Consider the following 19,498-nt stretch of genomic DNA (forward strand, 5'->3'; position numbering starts at 1 on the left):
GCGCGGGGTCAGTCGCTGTGGCGGACGGGTTCGCAGCGTTGCAGGGTGGGACGCTTGGGGCTCACACCGTCGCCGGAGGAACGGCCGGTCAGCCGGCGGTGGATCCACGGGACCAGGAACTCACGGGCCCAGTGCAGGTCCTCGTGGCGGGCGGTCCGCCAGTCACGGGGCTCCGGCGGGGGCCACGGCTCGTTCCAGTCGCCCTCGACCGGCACGTCCAACACCTCGCACACACGCAGGGCCAGGCGCCGGTGACCTTCCGAGGACAGGTGCAGGCGGTCCCAGTTCCAGGCCCGGCTCTCGTCCAGGACACGCATGCTCCACACGTCGACGACGTCACAGCCGTACTTGTCGGCGACCGCGCGCATGTGCATGTTGTAGGTGGCGATCTTGCCTCGCAGGTGACGCATGACCGGCTGCCAGTTGGTGTCGAAGCCGGTGAAGACGACCACCCGGGCCCCGGTGGCGCGCAGTTCGGCCACCATGGACTCGAAGGTCTCCACGACCTGGTCGGGGTCGCTGCCAGGGCGCAGGATGTCGTTTCCGCCCGCGCACAGGGTGATGAGGTCGGGCTTCATCTCGACCGCGCGCGGCACCTGCTCGTCACGGATCCCGGCGATGAGGCGACCGCGGACGGCGAGGTTGGCGTAGCGGACCTCGGGCACGTGTTCGGCGAGATGCTCGGCCACGCGATCGGCCCAGCCCCGATAACGCCCGTTGGGCACGCTGTCACTGTCCGGGTAATGATCGCTCATACCCTCGGTGAAGCTGTCACCGAGGGCGACGTAGGACAGGATGTCCTTGCTCTTCAGGTCACCGGAGGCTCCGGTCGGCACACCACTCATGGTGTTCGATGATGCAACCTCCGACCCGGGTTACGCGACAGTAGGTTGATGGTTCGTCACGTTTTGGGGTGGAGCTCACACCACGGGCGGTGTACCGAAGGTCGCCCGGGGCGACCGCTCATGGCCCCCCGGGTTCGGGATCATCGGTCCTTGGTCAGGGGTGTCAGCTCGGGACGCTTGGCGGTCACCGTGTCACCGGAGGAACGTCCGGTCAGCCGCCGGCCGATCCACGGGCCCAGGGACCCCTTCACCCAGTGCAGGTCCTCCCGACGCGCCTCGGCCCAGCCCACCCGTTCCGTCTCGGGCCAGGGCTCGTCCCAACGCTCGGAGGTGGGCACGCCGAGGACGTCGGCCACGCGCAGCGCCAACCGGCGGTGCCCCTCCGGGGACATGTGCAGCCGGTCCTCGTCCCAGGCCCGGGCGTCGGTGAGCACGTCCATGGACCACTGGTCGACCAGGTGGCAGCCGTACTCGTCGGCGATCGCGCGCACGTTCATGTAGTAGCGCGCGAACAGGCCGATGGTGCCGCGCATGTACCCGGTCGCGATGTTCACGCCGGTGAAGAGGACCACGTCGCTGCCGCCCTTGCGCAGGCGGGACACGGTGTGCTCCAGGACGCGGGCCAGACGCTCGGGGTCGCCGGCCGGGCGCAGCAGGTCGTTGCCGCCGGCGCACAGGGTCACCAGGTCCGGAGCCATCTCCAAGGTGGGCGGCAGCTGGTCGGTGACGATCTGCCGGATGAGCTTGCCCCGTACCGCCAGGTTGGCGTAGCGGACCTCACCGACGTGGTCGGCCAGGTGCTCGGCCAGGCGGTCCGCCCATCCGCGGAACACCCCGGAGCCGTCCGGATAGGGGTCGCCCACACCTTCGGTGAAGCTGTCCCCCATCGACACCACGGACATCCCGGGCCGGATCGGTGAACTCTCGCTGTCCTTCACTTCTTCTCCCCCTTGACCGGGTTGGGCACGGCACCTCCGTACCGACGGTCCCGGCTCGCGTAGATCTCACAGGCACGCCACAGGTCGCGGCGGTCGAAGTCGGGCCAGAGCGTCTCCAGGAAGACGAACTCGGCGTAGGCGCTCTGCCACAACAGGAAGTTGGACAGCCGCTGCTCACCGGAGGAGCGCACGAACAGGTCCACCGGGGGAACGTCGGGGGCGTACAGGTGCTGGGAGATCGTCTCCTCGGTGATCTTCTCCGGGGACATGCGCCCCTCGGCGACCTTGCGGGCCAGCGCGCGGGCCGCGTCGACGATCTCGGCCTGGCCGCCGTAGTTCACGCAGAACTGGAGGGTCAGCGCCGTGTTGTCCTTGGTCATCTCCTCGGCGTCCTGGAGCTCGGAGATGACGCTCTTCCAGAGCATCCCCGCCCGACCGGACCACTTGACGCGCACGCCGCGAGCGTGCATCTCGTCACGGCGTCGACGGATGACGTCGCGGTTGAAGCCCAGTAGGAACCGCACCTCATCGGGGGAACGCTTCCAGTTCTCGGTGGAGAAGGCGTAGGCGGACAGGTTGGGCACGCCCATCTCCAAGGCGCCCTCGACCACGTCGAAGAGGGAGGCCTCCCCCGCCTTGTGGCCGTCGGTGCGCGGCAGGCCGCGTTCCTTGGCCCAGCGGCCGTTGCCGTCCATGACGACGGCGACGTGGCGGGGCACCAGATCTGCGGGGAGCTGAGGGGGCCGCGCCCCACTGGGGTGCGGAACGGGCGCGGTGTACTCCGGCCGGTTCCGCCCACCGTTGTCGAAGCCGAACATACTCAAGAACGCTCCACATGGCGCAGGGATCGAATTCCGTTTTCCAGGTGCCACTGTAGGTAGGCCGCGACCATCCCACTGCACTCGGAGCGGTGCCTGCCGTCGCTGGCGTCCGCGCTGTCCCAATCGCCTCCGAGCAGGTCGAACATGAGTCGGACCGTCTCGGGCGCGGGATGCACGGAGCCGTGCGGGCGGCACACCGAGCAGACCATACCGCCGGCGTGCACCGCGAACGCACGGTGCTCCCCCTGTGTTCCACAGCGGGCGCACTCGGTCAGGGCCGGGGCGTAGCCGGCCACCGCCAGCGACCGCAGGAGGTAGGCGTCCAGGACGAGCCTGGAGTCGTGACTTCCCTCACCCAGGGTGCGTAGAGCGCCGATGAGCAGGAGGAACTGGCGCAGCGCCGGGTCCTTCTCCACCGCGACGACCTTCTCGGCCGTCTCCAGCATCGCGGTGGCCGCGGTGTAGCGCGAGTAGTCGTGGACCACCGCCGTGCCGTAGGACCGGACGGTCTCGGCCTGGGTGATGACGTCGAGGGAACGTCCGGTGTAAAGCTGGAGGTCGACGTGGGTGCACGGTTCCAGGCGGGCGCCGAAGCGGGACTTGGTACGGCGTACGCCCTTGCCGACGGCGCGCACCAGCCCGGTACGGCGGGTCAAGAGGGTGACGATGCGGTCGGCCTCGCCCAGCTTCTGGTTGCGCAGGACGACACCCTCGTCTCGGTAGAGGCTCACTCCCCCATTGTCGCGGATGAGTCCGACCACCTGGTCGGTCACCCCCGAGCAGGTTTATGGCGGTTTAGATTCCCTTTTACGGACATTTGCTCTACTCTCACGCGCTAGGGAGTTTCGACGTTCGGGGCGTGCTGCCCCTCCCCCACGGCCGGTAGGACACCGGCGTCGTACGAACTCCCTCGGGCGCGGGCACGGGAAGGACCACACCGAGACGGTTCTCGCATGGTGGAGCCCCGATCACCCCACGGGGGTGCCCGCGCGTTCCCCGATCCCGCATGGAAGGTACAGCGAAATGGCGCGAGGCAGGCGCAGGATGAGCGCTCGCGAACAGCGCTCGCTCCACGACCCCCGATCATCGGAGTACGACGATCGTTACGACGACGAGTACGACGACTTCGATGCGAACGGCCCTGAGCGTCGCAAGAAGCGCCGAATGGTGCCCCTGGTCGCCGGTGTCATCGCCATCCCGGTCGGACTGACCCTGGCCGGGGCCCTGGTCTTGAACACGGTCAGCGAGGACGGCCAGGAGGCGGCCAACGGTACGAGCGCCGTCGGCGAGATCGGGGAAGGCGCCGTCGCCGACGACTCCTTGGTCCCCGAGGGTGAAGAGGACGACGACTTCTTCGACGAGCCCACCGGGTCGCCCGAGCGCACCGAGCCCTCCGGGGACAGCGCACCGCGCAGCGCGCAGGCGACCGCCACGTACTCGCCGGAGGACTCCGAGGAGGCCGACTCCGAGGGCGGCGGAAGCGGTGGCGGCGGAGGAGGAAACGGCGGCGGAGGCGGCGGTGGGGGCAACACCACCAACGCCGGCAGCGCCACGGCCAACGAGGTCGTGAACCTGGTCAACGACGAACGTTCCTCGAACGGGTGCGACCCGGTGCACGTGGACGGTCAGTTGACCGCCGCTGCGCAGGAACACAGCGACGACATGGCCGCCCGCGACTACATGGCGCATGAGAGCCCCGAGGGCGAGGGCCCCGGCGATCGCGCGAACCGCCACGGCTACGACGCCTGGGGCGCGGAGAACGTCGCCAAGGGGCAGCAGTCCGCCCAGCAGGTGATGGACGCCTGGATGAACAGCGAAGGCCACCGCGCCAACATCCTCAACTGCGACCTACAGGCCATCGGCGTCGGCGAGGCCGACTCGGCCTGGACGCAGAAGTTCGGCTACCAGTAGTCCGACGAGCACGATCGACGGAACGGGGCTCGCGATGGCCATCGCGAGCCCCGTTCCGTTCAGTGCCAGAGGTTGGGTTCAGGCGCGGGTCAGGCGCGGCCGATGGCGCTGCACATGGCCTTCAGCGAGGCCGTCGTGATGCTGCTGTGGATACCCACGCCCCACACGACCCTGCCGTCGATCTCGGCCTCCACGTACGCGGCGGCGCGGGCGTTGCCGTCCTCGCCCATGGAGTGCTCCACGTAGTCGTTGACGCGCACCTTGACGTCGACGTCGGTCAGCGCGTCGGCGAACGCGGAGATGGGACCGTTGCCGGTGCCCTTCAGTTCACGGATCTCGCCGTGCACGCGGGCGTCCGCCTCGATCGTGTAGGTGCCGTCCTCGGCGGTGCTGGAGCGGTGGGCCAGGACCGCGACGGGGCCCTGTTCGGCCAGGTAGGTCTTGGAGAAGATCTCCCAGATGCGATCGGCCACGAACTCGCCGCCCTCGACATCGGTGAACTGCTGGATGACCTGAGAGAACTCGATCTGCAGCCGGCGCGGCAGGTCCAGGGAGTGGTCCCGCTGCATGATGTAGGAGACGCCGCCCTTGCCGGACTGGCTGTTGACCCGGATGACCGCCTCGTAGTTGCGGCCCACGTCCTTGGGGTCGATGGGCAGGTACGGCACGTCCCAGGGGTACTCCTCGACGGGGACCCCGGCCTCGGCGGCGCGCTTGTTCAGGTCGTCGAAGCCCTTCTTGATGGCGTCCTGGTGGGAGCCGGAGAAGGCCGTGTAGACCAGGTCACCGCCGTAGGGGTGGCGCGGGGCCACGGGCAGCTGGGTGCAGTGCTCGACCGTGCGGCGGATCTCGTCGATGTCGGAGAAGTCGATCTTGGGGTCGACGCCCTGGCTGAACAGGTTCAGGCCCAGGGTGACCAGGCAGACGTTGCCGGTGCGCTCACCGTGGCCGAACAAGCAGCCCTCGACGCGGTCGGCGCCGCCCATGACGGCCAGCTCGGCGGAGGCCACACCGGTGCCGCGGTCGTTGTGCGGGTGCACGGACAGGACCACGTGCTCGCGTCGGGACAGGTTGCGGCTCATCCACTCGATCTGGTCGGCGTAGATGTTGGGGGTGGCGCGCTCGACGGTGGCGGGCAGGTTCAGGATGATCTCGCGGCCCGGACCGGGGTTCCAGACGTCCATGACGGCCTCACAGACCTCCAGGGCGAAGTCCAGTTCGGTGTCGATGAAGATCTCCGGCGAGTACTGGTAGCCGAAGTACTCGGTCTCGCCCAGGTACTGCTCGGCGAAGCGCACCACGTGGCGGGTGCCCTCGACCGCGATGTTCTTGCACGCTTCCTTGTCCACCTTGAAGACGACGCGACGGAAGGTGGGCGCGGTGGCGTTGTACAGGTGCACGGTGGAGCGCTTGGCTCCGATCAGGCTCTGCACGGTGCGCTCGATCAGGTCCTCACGGGCCTGGGTCAGCACGGAGATCTGTACGTCGTCGGGGATCAGGTCGCCCTCGATCAGCGACCGGACGAAGTCGAAGTCGGTCTGGCTGGCCGAGGGGAAGCCGACCTCGATCTCCTTGTAGCCCATCTTGACCAGCAGCTGGAAGATCTCGTGCTTGCGCGCGGAGTCCATCGGCTCGATCAGCGCCTGGTTGCCGTCGCGCAGATCGGTCGACAGCCAACGAGGGGCTTCGGTGGTGGTCTTGGTGGGCCAGGTGCGGTCCGGCAGGTCCACCGGCGTGAAGGCCTGGTAGCGCTCGAACGGCATGGAACTGGGTTGCTGATGCGGCACCATAACGGTGTTGCTCCTCGGGAGAAATCAGTGGCACGTGGTGTAACGGCCGACAGGGCAAGCCGAAGTCCCGCGGCGAGGGGGCCGACCTTTTAACGATCCCCGCCGCGGCCACTAAGGAGGAGCAGCTCGCGCAGCATAACGATCTTCACGCTAGCAGACGGTCGCGAAATTTCGACACTCTCTGCTCACATACTGAGACGTGACCCCTGTGACCTGCGGCGACCCGGGAGGCCCGCGCGGATATTAGATGATCGCTCAAAATGGGTACCTCGACTTCAAGATACAGCCGATGAGGGCTACTCTGGAGGGGAACCCTTCAGTGCTAGGGGGGTCATACGGAGTCCGTCGGCGGGACCCAGGGTGCGGCCAACACCCGAGGCCTCGGTCGGCCGGTAAGCCCGAGCCGCCGCAGCGCCGGTACCGCCGACGGACATCCTCATCCCGTCGCTCCTCGGGCCACCGTCACCGGTGGGAGCACGAACTCCGCCCAGAGCGCGATCACCGGTTCTCCCCACTCCCAGCGAAGCCTGCGAGCGCCCCACCCGTCGCTGAGGTGGTCGACCATCTCCAGGTTCCGACCTTCGGACTCGGGTTCGTCCGCCCCCGGGCACGGCATGGCCGCGACCTCGCTCCCCACCGGCCGCTCGGTGACGATGAGCCGCAGCACGAGGGAGGCACCGCTTCGCCCCAGGGAGAGCACGCGCACCACGTCCGCGCTGCGCCCACCCCGCGAGGCCCGTCTCATGGTCACCGTGAGCATCTCGCTGGCGCAGAGGATGACGGCCGCCTGCTTGTCGAGGTCGACGCCCGGCACCTTCCTCAGGTCCCGCGCGGTATCGAACCGGGCCCTCGCCAAGACCTCGACGGCCTGCGGGTACCTGCGCGAACTGGGAAAACCCGGATAGGCCATCCGTGAACCACGCGCTCGCGAGGGCCGGACGCGCTCACACGACCCGACTCCGCCCTCGGATCTCCTCATTCGGTCACCGCCCATACCGAGCGGTCGTCGTCCAGCCAGATGGTCTGCCCCGTCCGTCCGGCCGTCACCCCGAAGCGGTCGAGTCCCGGCCGTCCCGCCCTCTTCCACGCCAGGTGGGCGCGGGCCCACTCCTCGAAGAGCATGCGCGGACCGTGTTGCCTGGCCAGGATCCCTCGCGGCGCCTGGGCCGCGACCGCTCCCAGCGCCCAGGAGCCGGATTCGGGGTCGATGAGGTAGAGGGCCACACGCAGGTCCGATCTCAACAGGGCCGGCCGTACGATGCGACGCACCCCCGGCATCGCGAGACCGCAGCACAACGCGCTCGCCTCGTCCATGAGGTCCCAGGCGTCCAGGTCGAAGGCGTGGGACCGTTCCTCCTCGCCCGGTCTCACGTACCGGGAGATCAGGGCGGCCTCGTGGTCCCCCGCGAGCGCGGGAGCGTAGGGGCGCGCGATGGTGAACCGACCATGGGCACGGCCGTCGGCGCCCACGCGCAGGTCGGCCACCAGATCGTGGGAGAAGGAACCGCCCCAGCGAGTGAGGATCCGCCCTCCGGGCAGGCACTGGTCCATCCACGCTCGGGGCACCCGGTCGACCGGCACCGATGAGATCACCCGGTCGAAGGGGGCTCGGATCGCGCAGCCGTCCCCACCGTCGCCGTCCGCCACCGAGGGGGCCAGCCCCGCTCCCAGGAGGTCGACGCGCGCGTGCTCCGCACGGGCGGGGTCGATCTCGACCGATGTCACCGCCTCCTCGCCCAGGAATCCGCACATCAGGGCGGAGCAGTAACCGCTCCCCGTCCCGATCTCCAGGACGTCCATGCCGCGGGCGAGGTCGGCACGGATCAGCAGGTCGGCCGCGCGGGAGGGCGAACAGACGGAACCGACGGCGTGTCGGCGTCCGGCCATCACCCCCTGGTCGGCGTAAGCGGCCTCCATCCACACGGCCTCGTCGTCCCAGCGATCGACCTCGCCCTGTCCACCGTCCGGGACGAAGCGATCCGGAAGGAACAGGTGGCGCGGGACCTCGGCGAAGATCCGCTCCCAGTCGGAACCCACTCTCACCTGCGCTCGGAGACGATCGACCATCCTTCTGTGGGCCCGAATCACGGTGCCACCTCCGATCAAGGTCTTCGGTCCATTAACCGGCCCCCGAATCCGGGTAAGGATGAACAAGGTGAGCAAACCCCGTTCTCTCTTCGGCACGGAATCCTGTGCAGATATACACCGGTGATATGTATGGCGAAATCGCAGCTCCCGCCCCGGGCACTCCCGCCGAACCCGTTCTGGAATCGAAATGACGTTCGTGGCTGCCTCGCACGAAGGGACGCGGGTGCCCTCTTCGGGCTCGTGCGACAGCACACCGGGGCGAGCCAACAGACGATCGGTTCGGCGATCGACATGGCCCAGCCTCACGTGAGCGCGATCATGTGCGGGCGGCGGGCGGTCACCGCTCTCGACACCTGGCTCCGCGTGGCCGACGGTCTGGACATGCCCTCGCAGGCCAGAAGGGTTCTCGGGCTGGCCGCCTCGGATTCCGAGAATGAAATGGAGGCGTCGTGGACAGAATCCTCATTGCGCGATAGCGACTCGTCCCCCTCCGCCGATATGGCGCGGGAGATGGCCGACAACACTCTGAGGGACCTGATGAAACGTAGAGAGGCATTCGCCATCGGCGGCACGGTGCTGGCCGGGGCCGCCCTGACGGAACTCCTGGAACGGTGGTCCGCACCAGGGCCGAGGGGTACTCGAAAGGGCGGCTCGACCATCGGCGCGATGGAACTGGAACGGATCGAGGCGGCGACCGTGTGCCTGCGCCATTGGGACGAGCGGTGGCGGATGGGGACACGACGCAAGGCCGTGATCGGTCAGCTCTCCGAGGTCTCCGAGTTGGTCGAGCACCGGCAGCGGTCCGACGTGCAGCGGCGGCTGTTCGCGGTGATGGCCGAACTCGCACGGGTGGTGGCGTCGATGTCCTTCGACTCGGGCGACCACGGGATGGCGCAACGCTATTACACGCTCTCCCTCCGGGCGGTCCGGTACGCGGGCCCCGAGCACTCGTCCTTCGGGGTCCGTGTGCTGGCCGACATGGCGCGCCAGATGTTGGACCTGCACCATCCCGAGGACGCGCTCGACATCACGCGCCTGGCCCTGGACCAGGCGGCCTCGCTGGGGGCTCCGCCCGCGGTCCGTGCCCTGTTACGCACACGCGAGGGATGGTCGTACGCGCGTATGGGTCGCGCGGCGTCGTTCGAACGCACGGTGGTCCAGGCCGAGGATCTTCTGGCACGGGACGAGGGATCCGGCCCCGAGTGGTCGCCGGGGTTCGACGAGGCTGAACTGGCCGGGGTGGTCGGTGCGCGCTACCGCGACCTGGGGCGGTCCCTGGAACGGCCGGAGTCCGAACGCTTCGCGCTGAGGTCGGTCGAGTACATCTCGTCCGCGCTGGAACGACGTGGGACGGGAAGGGGAAGGACCCTCGACCTGATCGGGCTGGGTCGCACGTACGCGGTCCTGGGCGAGGGCACGGAGTCGGCGCGTGCCGTGCGCGCGGCGTTGGGGTCGGGTCCGGGGCTGGCGTCGGGACGGGTGCGCCGACGCCTGCGCGATTGGTACGTCGAGTCGTCGGCACTGCACCGGAACCCGGACACGGCGGCGATCCGTGACGAACTCCCCCTTACCCTTCTGGCAACGCCATAGAAGACAAAAGGGGCCAGGATGACACGGATCGGAATCACCGGGCACTCCAACCTGACCGAGGAAGGCCGCGAGGTGGTCGCCAAGGCACTCGGGGCGGCCCTGACGCCCTATCGGGGCGGGGAGCTGGTCGGCATCTCCTGCCTGGCGCGCGGCGCCGACCGACTGTTCGCCGAGGCCGTCCTGCGCGCGGGAGGCAGGGTCGAGGTCGTGCTCCCCTCCGCGGACTACCGCGAGAACAAGGTGAAGCCGGAGGACCGCGAGGACTTCGACGGCTTCCTCATCCGCGCGTCGTCGGTGCGGTACATGCCCCACAGGCAGGCCGGTCGCGCCGCCTACGAGGACGCCAACCAGGCGGTGCTGTCGGACGTGGAACGCCTCTTCGCGGTCTGGGACGGGCGACCCTCCGACGGGCGCGGGGGAACCGCCGACGCGGTGGACGCGGCCCGGGGCCAGGGGCTGCCCGTCGAGGTGATCTGGCCGGAGGGTGCCCGCCGCGGGTGAGCGTCGGGCGGTGCGGTACCCGGTTCCGGTTGGCCGGATCCGGCCACACTCGTCACGTGCGCGTCGACGGGAAAAGCGGGCTTCACGTGGCAAGTGCGCCAAACAAGACGATTCGCCACCTCGGTCGCGAAAAACTCGCCATATTGACAAGTTGCGGTGGTCCGATCTCCAATACCGCCTAGTAACCATCGCCTCACTCCCCGCTCATGGAGGCACAGTGGAGTACCCCTCCCCCGCAACCCCTGTCAGAAGAGCCCTCGTCCCCGTCGCCGCCGGCGCCCTCCTCCTGGGGACGCTGGCCACCGGAAGCGCCACCGCCGAACCCGCCTACGGGTTGTACGAGATCGACGGCGTGCGCACCGCGGAGGAACGTTCCGAGATCGCGGCCACCGGTGTGGCGATCGACCACGTCGGCGACGACTCGTTGCTGGTCACCGGATCGGCCGAGGACGTCGACGAGTTGGACTCCCTCGGTTACGCCGCCGAGCCCTACGACCTCCCCGAGACCTTCGCGAATCCGGACCCGGGTTACACCACCTACCCCGAACTGCTGGAGGTCGTGGACGAGGTCGTCGCCCAGCACCCCGACCTCGCCTCCCAGGAGGTCTACGGGCAGTCCTACGAGGGCCAGGACCTGGTCGCGGTGAAGATCAGCGACAACGTGTCCGTGGACGAGGATCAGCCCGAGGTGCTGTTCACCCACTCCCAGCACGCGCGCGAACACCTCACCGTGGAGATGGCGATCTACCTGATGCGCCTGCTCACGGACGGGTACGGCGAGGACGACCGGATCACCGATCTGGTCGACGGCCGGGAGATCTGGATCCTGCCGAACGTCAACCCCGACGGCAGCGAGTACGACATGGCGGGCGACACCTGGCGGGACTGGCGCAAGAACCGCCAGCCCAGCGAGGGTTCGTCGGCCATCGGCACCGACCTGAACCGCAACTGGGCCTACAACTGGGGCTGCTGCGGCGGTTCCTCCGGCGACCCGGAGAGCATCACCTACCGGGGCGACGCGGCCGAGTCCGGTGTCGAGGTGGCCGCCGTCGCGGACTTCGTGCGCGGCCGCGTGGTGGACGGCGAACAGCAGATCACCAGCGCCATCGACTTCCACACCTACAGCGAGCTCATCCTCTGGCCGTTCGGGCACACCTACGACGAGACCAACGACGCGATGTCGCAGGAGGAGTACGACACCCACGAGGCGCTGGGCGAGTACATGGCCGAGGCCAACGGGTACACGCCCCAACAGTCCAGCGACCTGTACGTCACGGACGGGTCCATCAACGACTGGTTGTGGGCCGACCAGGGCATCGTCAACTTCACTTACGAGATGTACCCGAAGTCGCCCGCGGACGGTGGTTTCTACCCGCCCTCGTCGGTCATCGAGCGTGAGACCTCGCGCAACGAGGAGGCGGTACTGCGCCTGCTCGACTACGCGGACTGCCCCTACCGCATCATCGACCAGGAAGGGACGTACTGCGGCTGACCCGCCTCAGTGAAGGCCCCGGTCCGCCCACTCGGACCGGGGCCCTCTCATCTACCCGAAGCGGTTGCGATACGTCAGCCCGTCCTTGACGATGACCGACAGGTTCCGCTCGGGATCGGCCAACAGGGAAAGGTCCTTGGTGGGATCGCCCTCCACCACCAGCAGGTCCGCCCAGGCGCCCGGCCGCACCACCCCCAGCTCGGCTTGACCATAGGGGTCGCGGTTCCCGGACATGCGCAGCAGGGCCGCGTTGCCCGAGGTGCCCACGCGCAGGGCGTCCACCGGTGACATGTACCGGTCCAGGCGGGCGAACATCCGTGATTGTCGATCGCCCGCGTCCGGGGCGAAGAGCAGGTCCGTGCCGAAGGCGAGCCGCGCGCCGTGATCGCGAGCCCAGGTGAACAGGTGGTCCACCCCTTGGCAGACCCTGGCGTCCTTCTCCTTGGACCGCGGGTCGGGGAAGGTGTGGTCGCCCTCGGCGAAAGGCTGGGTGCTCAGCCACGCCCCCTTGCTCGCGATGAGGGCGACCGTCTCCTCGTCCGCCAACTGCCCGTGTTCGATGGAGCGGACCCCCGCGTCCAGGGCACGCTTGATCCCCTCCGTGGTGAACACGTGCACGGCGACGTAGGTTCCCCAGTCCTCGGCGGCCCGGACCGCCACCCGTAGCTCCTCCGGGGTGAACTGAACCACGTCCAGGTCGTCATAGACCGAGGTGACCCCACCACCGGCCATGAGTTTGACCTGACTGGCCCCCTTCTTGAGCTGTTCGCGTACGGCGGCGAGCACCCGTTCGGTCCCGTCCGCGACCCGCATGATCCCCACCTGGTCCGCTCGGGAGAGAGGCCCGCCCAGGGCGGTGGGCGCGTCGTAGACGGCGGAGAAGTCGCCGTGCCCGGCGGTCTGGGAGATCGCGGCGTTGCTCGGATAGATACGCGGGCCCGGGAAGTCACCGGAGTCGATCACGTTCTTGATCGCCGTGGTGGGACCGCCCATGTCACGCGCCGAGGTGAACCCGCGCATGAGCATGCGTCGGGCCTCGACGAGGGCCTTGCAGTGCACCAGCCCGTCCGGGCCGGTCAGCACTTCGAGAGCGGAGACACCGGCCACGGCCAGGTGCGTGTGGGCGTCGATGAGCCCGGGCATGAGCACCCGGGTGATCTCTCCCGCCTCACCGGCGCAGTCGATGACCCGGGCGCCGTCGGGTTCGGCGAACGTGTCCGTGTGAGGGACGATCCGTTCGATGTGCCTTCCGCACACCACCACGTGCCCGGGTTCGAGTCGGTCGTTCTCCCCGTCGAAGACGCGCACGTTCTTGAGGACCAGATGTGATGACTCAGGGTTGTTGTTCACATCCCCCCTGTGATCACCGCCGCGCCCCCCAAAACCTCCGACCCCACTTCGACCGGGCACATCGTCGTACATACGAGGGGATTCGGCGATGAGTCCGGGGCGTGACGAAGGGCCCCTCCTGCCGGTCTCGGAGGGGCCCGGCCACGGGGCTCGGGTGCAGGTCCGGCCCCGTGGCGGTCTCTTCGGTCAGGCGCCCGGCAGCGGCTCGAACTCCTTGACCGCGTCGATGGCCGGACCGTGCGGGGTGTTGGCCTCGCGCTCGATCATGATCTCCACCAGCACCGGCCGCGAGGTCGCTTTGGCCTCCTTGCGCGCCCACTCCAGGGAGTCGCGGACCTCGCCCGGCTCCCACACGCGCCGCCCTGAGCACCCGTAGGCCTCCATGAGCTTGACGTTGTCGGTGCCGTACTCGTCGTAGTGGACGTCCACCTGGAAGTTCATGTCGAACGGGATGGACGCCTGGCGGATCAGGCCCAGGTACTCGTTGTTGAGCATGATGATCACGTAGGGCACGTCGTACTGGGCGGCGACCGCCAACTCCTCGACCATGTACTGGAAGCCGTAGTCGCCGACGATGCCGACGACCTCGGCGTCGGGCTCGGTGTTCTTGAGCGCCTTCTTGACGCCGATGGCCGCGGGGATCTCCCAGCCGAGCGGGCCGGCCTGGCCGCAGATCTGGTAGTGGCGCGGCTTGTACGCCTTCTGGTGCTGGCCGCCCCAGATCTGGTAGAGGCCGATGGCGGTGACGAAGTAGGTGTCGGCGTCGAAGACCTCGTTGATCTCCTTGTACACGCGCGGTGCCTTCACCGGGACACTGTCGAAGTCCTCGCGGCGGGTGAGGGTGTCCTTCAGGTCGCCGACGCGGGCGATCCACTCCCCCACCCGCGCCTTGGCCCGGCGACGCTTGGCGGCGTCCAGCAGTTCGCGCAGGAATAGGCGGGCGTCGGAGACCACGCCCAGGTCGGGTTCGAAGACCCGGCCGATCTGGGTGGCCGCGATGTCGACGTGGATGAACTTACGCTCGCCCCGGTAGACGTCGATCTGACCGGTGTGGCGGTCGGCGAAGCGCGCGCCCACCGCCAGGACCAGGTCGGACTCCAGGAAGGACGTGTTGCCGTAGCGCTGAGAGGTCTGCACACCGGTCATGCCCGAGTACAGCGGTGAGTCCTCGTCGAAGGAGCCCTTGCCCATGAGGGTGACCTGCACGGGGACCTGGAGGTACTCGGCGAGTTCGCGCAGGTCCTCGGACGCCTCGGCCAGGATGATGCCGCCACCGGCGAGGATGAGCGGACGCTCGGCCTCCAGCAGCAGGTCCAAGGCCTTCTCCACGCGCGGCAGGTGCGGCTCGACGGTGTTGATCTTGAGCGCGCTGTCCAGGGCCGGGTCGTACTCGATGACCTTCTGCGCGACGTCCAGGGGAATGTCGATCAGAACCGGTCCGGGGCGCCCCTCCTGGGCGACTCGGAACGCCTCGCGGAAGATCCACGGGGCGGTGGCCGCCTCCTTGATCTGCACGGCCCACTTGGTGACGGGCTTGGCGATCTCGACGATGTCGACCGCCTGGAACCCCTCCTTGTCGAGCAGGTCGGTGCGCTGCTGACCGGTGATGCACACGATCGGGACGGAGTCCGCGATGGCGGTGTACAGCCCGGTGATCATGTTGGTGCCGGCCGGGCCGGAGGTACCGATGGCCACGCCGACCTTGCCGGTGGTGCGGGACCATCCGTCGGCCATGTGGGTGGCGCCCTCCTCGTGGCGGACGGTCAGGTGCTCGATGCCACCGACGTCTTCGAGGGCCTTGTAGAGCGGGAGGATCGCTGCGCCTGGGCAGCCGAAGGCGGTATCGACGCCCTCGTCCTTGAGAATCTCCACGACCGCGTTCATCGCGGGCATCTTCGCCATGGGAGTGAACCCTTCAGTGCTGGGGTGACTGTGTGTGCCAGGGGTGGGGGCACCATCGCTTCGGTCCCGGGTGGGCCAACACCCGGGGACGACGGCGTCGCCCCGTGTCCTACGGGAGAATCGAGTTCCTACCGGTCGCGTCCGGAGAGCTGCTCGACGAGCTTGAGCAGCGCGGAGTGGTCGAGGCCGCCGTGCCCCTGGTTCTTGAGCGCGGCGACGTACTGCGCGACCTGCGACCCGAGCGGGATCGCCACACCGGCGGCGCTCGCGGAGTCGGTGATGATGCGCATGTCCTTGTCGTGCAGGGCGATCCGGAAGCCGGGATCGAAGTTCCGTTCGCGCATGCCCTTGCCCTTGCGCTGGAGAACGGTGCTGCCGGCGAGCCCGCCGCCCAGGACCTCCAGGCCGGCCTCGGTCTCCACGCCGTGCGCCTCCAAGAACACCAGGGCCTCGGCGAGGAGCTGAATGTTGCCGGCGACGATGAGCTGGTTGGCGGCCTTGACCGTCTGGCCGGAACCACTGGGGCCGACGAGGACGGGGGTGCTGCCGAGGACGTCGAAGATCGATCGGGCGGCGTCGAAGTCCTCCTGGGCACCGCCGACCATGATGGAGAGCTTGGACTCGATGGCACCGGCCTCACCACCGCTGACCGGGGCGTCCAGGACCCGGAAGCCGCGCTCGGCGCCGGTGGCGGCGAGGGCGCGGGCGACGTCGGGACGGATGGTGCTCATGTCGATGACGAGCGTCCCGGGCCCGGCGTGGTCGTAGACGCCGCCCTCACCGGTCAGGACGGCCTCGACGTCCGGGGAGTCGGGGACCATCGTGATGACGACGTCGGCGTCGGAGACCGCGTCGGCGACGCTGCCGCCGCGCAGGCCGCCCTCGCCGACCAGGGCGTCGACGCGCTGCGGGCTGCGGTTGTAGCCGGTGACGGTGTGACCGGCGCGGACGAGGTTGACGGCCATCGGCAGGCCCATGATGCCGAGGCCGATGAACGCGATCTTCTGGGCGGACATGGCGGGTCCTTGTCTGTCGGTGTGCGCGGTGCTCAACGAAGCCAGCCGAAGCTTTCGGCGGAGGGGACGGTGGGCTTGTACTCCAGGCCCACCGGGCCCCGGTAGCCGCCGGCCTGGGACGCGGTGAGGAGTTCGTCGATGGGGAGTTCGCCGGTGCCGGGTTCACCGCGGCCGGGGGCGTCGGCGATCTGGATGTGCCCGAAGGCGGCGGCGTGCTCGCGCACCACGGCGGCGACGTCGTCGCCGTTGACGGCGAGGTGGAAGAAGTCGGCGAGCAGGGCGACGTTGTCGGCCCCCGCGTCCTTCGCCCGGGCGACGAAGGCCAGGCCTTCGGCCGCGGTCTTGAGCGGGTAGGTCTCGGCCCCGCTGAGGGGTTCGATGAGTACGGTGCCGCCGACCTCGGCGACGCCTTCGGCCGCGGCGAGGGTGTTCTCCAGCGCGATGCGGTCCTGTTCGGCCGGGTCGACACCGTCCTGGCGCAGCCCGTAGAGGGCGTTGAAGCCGGTGGCTCCCGTACGTTCGGCGATCTGCGCGACGACGCCGATGTTGGCGCGGAACTCGGCGGCGCGGTCGGGGTGGGAGAGCACGCCGCGGTCGGGGCCGGGCAGCCGTCCCGCGAAGAAGTTGAGTCCGGTCAGGCGCACGCCGGCGGTGTCGATGGCGGTGACGAAGGCGTCGACGTCGGCCTGGTCGGGGGTGGCGGTCTCGAAGGGCCACCAGAACTCGACGGCGTGGAAACCCGCGTCCCTGGCGGCCTGGGGGCGTTCGTCGACGGGGAGTTCGGTGAAGAGCAGGGAGCAGTTCACCGTGTACCCGAGTGTGTGGCTCATGTTCGGCCTCCAGAAGCTACTTCCACATTACGGAAACTACTTTTCGCTTTAAGGAATGATTTGAGTGTGCAGCGACCCACTGAGCCTTGTCAACCACTCCGCCGCCCCGAGTCCACCTTGAGAACCGACCCACCCTCCGCGAACAGCAACTTCACGAGTTCTTCGCGCGAGGGCACGGAACCCGGACTTTTTCGCGGATTACCCCTTGCCAGTGTTGACAAGGTCACACTGTCATCAATTAGAGTCCCCTCAATCCGTAATGCGGAATCAGCTATCTGCCCTACGAAACCAAGGTCTGGGCTTTCGGACCCCACGCCCACGCGGGGCTACCGGCCGGACCCAGGGAGAACACATGCCCGAGACCACCCCGGACACCTCGGGGGCGGCCCCCGAACCGGGACTGGCCCACCTGAACCGGCTGTCGAAGGAGGACCTGCGCACCGAACTCGCGCAGTGCCTCGACATCGACCGCTGGGTGGAGGCCGTCGCCGCCGAGGCGCCCTTCACCGACCGCACCACCCTGCTCGCCCATGCCGACGAGCACGCGCGCGCGATCACCTCCGCCGAGGTCGCCACCGCCCTGGCCCGCCACCCGCGCATCGGGGAGAAGGCCTCGGGCGAGAACACCGAAGCGGCCTGGTCACGCGGGGAACAATCCGCGTTCGCCGCCGACATCGACGACGCCTCCACCCGTGTCCAGCGGATCTTCACCCACGCGCAGGGTGAGTACGAGGGGCGCTTCGGGCAGATCTACCTCGTCTGCGCCAGCGGACGCTCCAGCCGGGAGCTCCTCATGGACCTGGTCACCCGTCTGGACAACGATCCCGAGTCCGAACTCGTCGTGGTCGGCGACGAACTGCGCAAGATCGCCGGGCTGCGCCTGGTCAAACTGTTGGAGGCGGCATGAGCCACGTGACCACCCACATCCTCGACGCCGCGTTGGGACGACCCGCCCGGAACGTGCCCGTGCGCCTGGAGGCCGCCGCCGACAGCGCGCGCACCTCCTGGAAGCCGGTGGCCGAGGGTCGCACCAACGACGACGGGCGCGTCCCCGACCTCGGACCGGATCAGCTCGACGCCGGGTACTACCGGGTCGTGTTCGACACCGAGTCCTACTTCACCGCGACCGGGCAGAAGGGCTTCTACCCCGAGGTCGCCATCGTGTTCGACCTCGCGGACGAGGACGCGCACTACCACGTGCCGCTCCTGCTCAGCCCGTTCGCCTACTCGACCTACCGGGGTTCCTAGAACCACCCCGGACCCTCGACCCAGGAGAAGCGCCAGGACACATCCCGGCCCCGCATAGGCACCCCCGACTCTTCGAGTGCGTGACAGGTCCTTCCGCATGACCACAGCGGTCCTCCCTCATACGCACAGCGCGCACCGGCGCGAGCGATGAAACGAATCCATACGGATGGAGTTCACCCTGATGGGCATCAGGCTCGGAGACAACCAGTACGGCAAGGCCGAGGTCCGCCTCGTCCACATCAACCGCGACACCGCCGTCCACCGGATCAAGGACGTCAACGTCACCTCCCAGCTCCGCGGAGACCTGGAGGAAGTCCACACGGTCGGCGACAACGCCAAGTGCCTGCCGACCGACACCCAGAAGAACACCGTCTACGCCAAGGCCCGGGAGTGGGGCGGCGTCGGCGCGATCGAGACCTTCGCCCTCCGTCTCGCACGCCACTTCGTGGACGAGCACGACTACGTGTACGGCGCCCGGCAGGAGATCCAGGAGTACTCCTGGGACCGCATCTCCACCGCCAACGGCCCGCACGACCACGCGTTCACCCGCCGCGGCGCCGAGACCCGCACCACCGTCGTCAACAAGGACGGCGACAAGGAGTGGGTGGTCTCCGGCTTCGAGGGACTGAGCGTCCTCAAGTCCACCGGCTCGGAGTTCCACAGCTACCCCAAGACGCGGTACACGACGCTGCCCGAGACCGACGACCGGATCCTCGCCACCGACGTCACCGCCCGCTGGCGCTTCATCGGCACCGACCACGACTTCGACAAGGTCTACGCCTCCGTCCGCGCCCTGTGCCTGGAGGCCTTCGCCGAGACGCACAGCCTCGCCCTGCAGCAGACGCTGTACGCGATGGGTCAGGCCGTCCTCGAAGCCCACCCGGAGATCGCCGAGATCCGCTTCTCCATGCCGAACAACCACAACTTCCTGGTGGACCTGTCCCCCTTCGGCCTGGACAACCCCAACGAGGTCTTCTTCGCCGCCGATCGTCCCTACGGCAAGATCGAGGCCTCCGTCGAGCGTGACGACGCCCCCGAGGCGGGCGACGCCTGGAAGGCCGTACCGGGCTTCATCTAGGGCTCCGACCTCGACAGGACCCCCCACCTTCCGGGGCCCGCATGTGCGGCCGGGCCCCGGACCCTCGTCGGCGTACTCCCGTCGTCCCGAGGACACCC

At 68.7% G+C, this 19,498-nt stretch carries 18 protein-coding genes; 7 read left to right on the top strand and 11 right to left on the bottom strand.

Going from position 1 to position 19,498, the window contains the following annotated elements; translation table 11 throughout:
• Positions 1-8 precede the first annotated feature (8 nt).
• The 4 genes from BQ8420_RS29560 to recO form a co-directional block, all read right to left on the bottom strand.
• Positions 9-845: an SGNH/GDSL hydrolase family protein gene (locus BQ8420_RS29560; protein WP_087103530.1), complete on the bottom strand. Its 837-nt coding sequence runs from the start codon at positions 843-845 to the stop codon at positions 9-11.
• Between the two features lie 140 nt (positions 846-985).
• Positions 986-1,747, bottom strand: coding sequence for an SGNH/GDSL hydrolase family protein (locus BQ8420_RS29565; protein ID WP_087103665.1), 762 nt, complete (start codon positions 1,745-1,747; stop codon positions 986-988).
• A 32-nt stretch (positions 1,748-1,779) separates the two neighbouring features.
• Positions 1,780-2,607, bottom strand: a complete 828-nt coding sequence (locus BQ8420_RS29570; protein ID WP_087103532.1) for an isoprenyl transferase — start codon at positions 2,605-2,607, stop codon at positions 1,780-1,782.
• Positions 2,604-3,335, bottom strand: a complete 732-nt coding sequence (gene recO / locus BQ8420_RS29575; protein ID WP_087103667.1) for a DNA repair protein RecO — start codon at positions 3,333-3,335, stop codon at positions 2,604-2,606. The genes BQ8420_RS29570 and recO overlap by 4 nt, the downstream gene beginning before the upstream one ends.
• Before the next feature lie 313 nt (positions 3,336-3,648).
• On the opposite strand from recO, the gene BQ8420_RS29580 reads away from it, so the two are divergent.
• Complete coding sequence (locus BQ8420_RS29580; protein ID WP_087103534.1) at positions 3,649-4,515, top strand: CAP domain-containing protein; 867 nt, start codon at positions 3,649-3,651, stop codon at positions 4,513-4,515.
• An 89-nt stretch (positions 4,516-4,604) separates the two neighbouring features.
• Here the strand turns inward: BQ8420_RS29580 and leuA are convergent, their stop codons facing one another.
• The 3 genes from leuA to BQ8420_RS29595 form a co-directional block, all read right to left on the bottom strand.
• Entirely contained in the window at positions 4,605-6,305 is a 1,701-nt protein-coding gene (leuA, locus tag BQ8420_RS29585) for a 2-isopropylmalate synthase (protein ID WP_087103536.1), read from the bottom strand.
• Positions 6,306-6,741: 436 nt separating this feature from the next.
• Positions 6,742-7,215 (bottom strand): hypothetical protein, encoded by a 474-nt coding sequence (locus BQ8420_RS29590; protein ID WP_087103538.1) that lies wholly within the window; start codon positions 7,213-7,215, stop codon positions 6,742-6,744.
• A gap of 65 nt (positions 7,216-7,280) precedes the next feature.
• Positions 7,281-8,342, bottom strand: coding sequence for a protein-L-isoaspartate(D-aspartate) O-methyltransferase (locus tag BQ8420_RS29595; RefSeq protein ID WP_160049493.1), 1,062 nt, complete (start codon positions 8,340-8,342; stop codon positions 7,281-7,283).
• 291 nt (positions 8,343-8,633) lie between these two features.
• On the opposite strand from BQ8420_RS29595, the gene BQ8420_RS29600 reads away from it, so the two are divergent.
• The 3 genes from BQ8420_RS29600 to BQ8420_RS29610 all read left to right on the top strand — a co-directional run bounded on the left by BQ8420_RS29600 (position 8,634) and on the right by BQ8420_RS29610 (position 11,976).
• Positions 8,634-9,983 carry a hypothetical protein gene (locus tag BQ8420_RS29600; RefSeq protein ID WP_235006563.1) on the top strand — a complete coding sequence of 450 codons (1,350 nt, stop codon included), beginning with the start codon at positions 8,634-8,636 and terminating at the stop codon, positions 9,981-9,983.
• A gap of 18 nt (positions 9,984-10,001) precedes the next feature.
• A complete protein-coding gene (locus BQ8420_RS29605; RefSeq protein WP_087103544.1) occupies positions 10,002-10,484 on the top strand; it encodes a hypothetical protein in 483 nt (160 codons plus the stop codon).
• Positions 10,485-10,701: 217 nt separating this feature from the next.
• Positions 10,702-11,976, top strand: a complete 1,275-nt coding sequence (locus BQ8420_RS29610; protein ID WP_087103546.1) for a M14 family metallopeptidase — start codon at positions 10,702-10,704, stop codon at positions 11,974-11,976.
• Positions 11,977-12,027: 51 nt separating this feature from the next.
• On the opposite strand, the gene BQ8420_RS29615 is transcribed toward BQ8420_RS29610, so the two are convergent.
• From BQ8420_RS29615 to BQ8420_RS29630, 4 genes are all read right to left on the bottom strand, one after another.
• Complete coding sequence (locus BQ8420_RS29615) at positions 12,028-13,326, bottom strand: amidohydrolase family protein (protein ID WP_087103548.1); 1,299 nt, start codon at positions 13,324-13,326, stop codon at positions 12,028-12,030.
• A gap of 186 nt (positions 13,327-13,512) precedes the next feature.
• On the bottom strand, positions 13,513-15,228 hold the full coding sequence (gene gcl / locus BQ8420_RS29620; RefSeq protein WP_087103550.1) for a glyoxylate carboligase: 1,716 nt from the start codon (positions 15,226-15,228) through the stop codon (positions 13,513-13,515).
• Positions 15,229-15,356: 128 nt separating this feature from the next.
• Positions 15,357-16,280, bottom strand: coding sequence for a 2-hydroxy-3-oxopropionate reductase (locus BQ8420_RS29625; RefSeq protein WP_394335831.1), 924 nt, complete (start codon positions 16,278-16,280; stop codon positions 15,357-15,359).
• Complete coding sequence (locus BQ8420_RS29630; protein ID WP_087103554.1) at positions 16,277-17,074, bottom strand: hydroxypyruvate isomerase family protein; 798 nt, start codon at positions 17,072-17,074, stop codon at positions 16,277-16,279. Before BQ8420_RS29630 ends, BQ8420_RS29625 begins: the two co-directional genes overlap by 4 nt.
• Positions 17,075-17,426: 352 nt before the next feature.
• Between BQ8420_RS29630 and uraD the strand changes: the two genes are divergently transcribed.
• The 3 genes from uraD to pucL all read left to right on the top strand — a co-directional run bounded on the left by uraD (position 17,427) and on the right by pucL (position 19,400).
• The gene (uraD, locus tag BQ8420_RS29635; RefSeq protein WP_087103556.1) at positions 17,427-17,981 is read left to right on the top strand and encodes a 2-oxo-4-hydroxy-4-carboxy-5-ureidoimidazoline decarboxylase; all 555 of its coding nucleotides are present in this window, start codon (positions 17,427-17,429) and stop codon (positions 17,979-17,981) included.
• Entirely contained in the window at positions 17,978-18,322 is a 345-nt protein-coding gene (uraH, locus tag BQ8420_RS29640; protein ID WP_087103559.1) for a hydroxyisourate hydrolase, read from the top strand. Before uraD ends, uraH begins: the two co-directional genes overlap by 4 nt.
• Before the next feature lie 181 nt (positions 18,323-18,503).
• Positions 18,504-19,400: a factor-independent urate hydroxylase gene (gene pucL / locus BQ8420_RS29645; protein ID WP_087103669.1), complete on the top strand. Its 897-nt coding sequence runs from the start codon at positions 18,504-18,506 to the stop codon at positions 19,398-19,400.
• Positions 19,401-19,498 lie beyond the last annotated feature (98 nt).

The organism is Nocardiopsis sp. JB363, from assembly GCF_900143625.1.
Classification (GTDB): domain Bacteria; phylum Actinomycetota; class Actinomycetes; order Streptosporangiales; family Streptosporangiaceae; genus Nocardiopsis.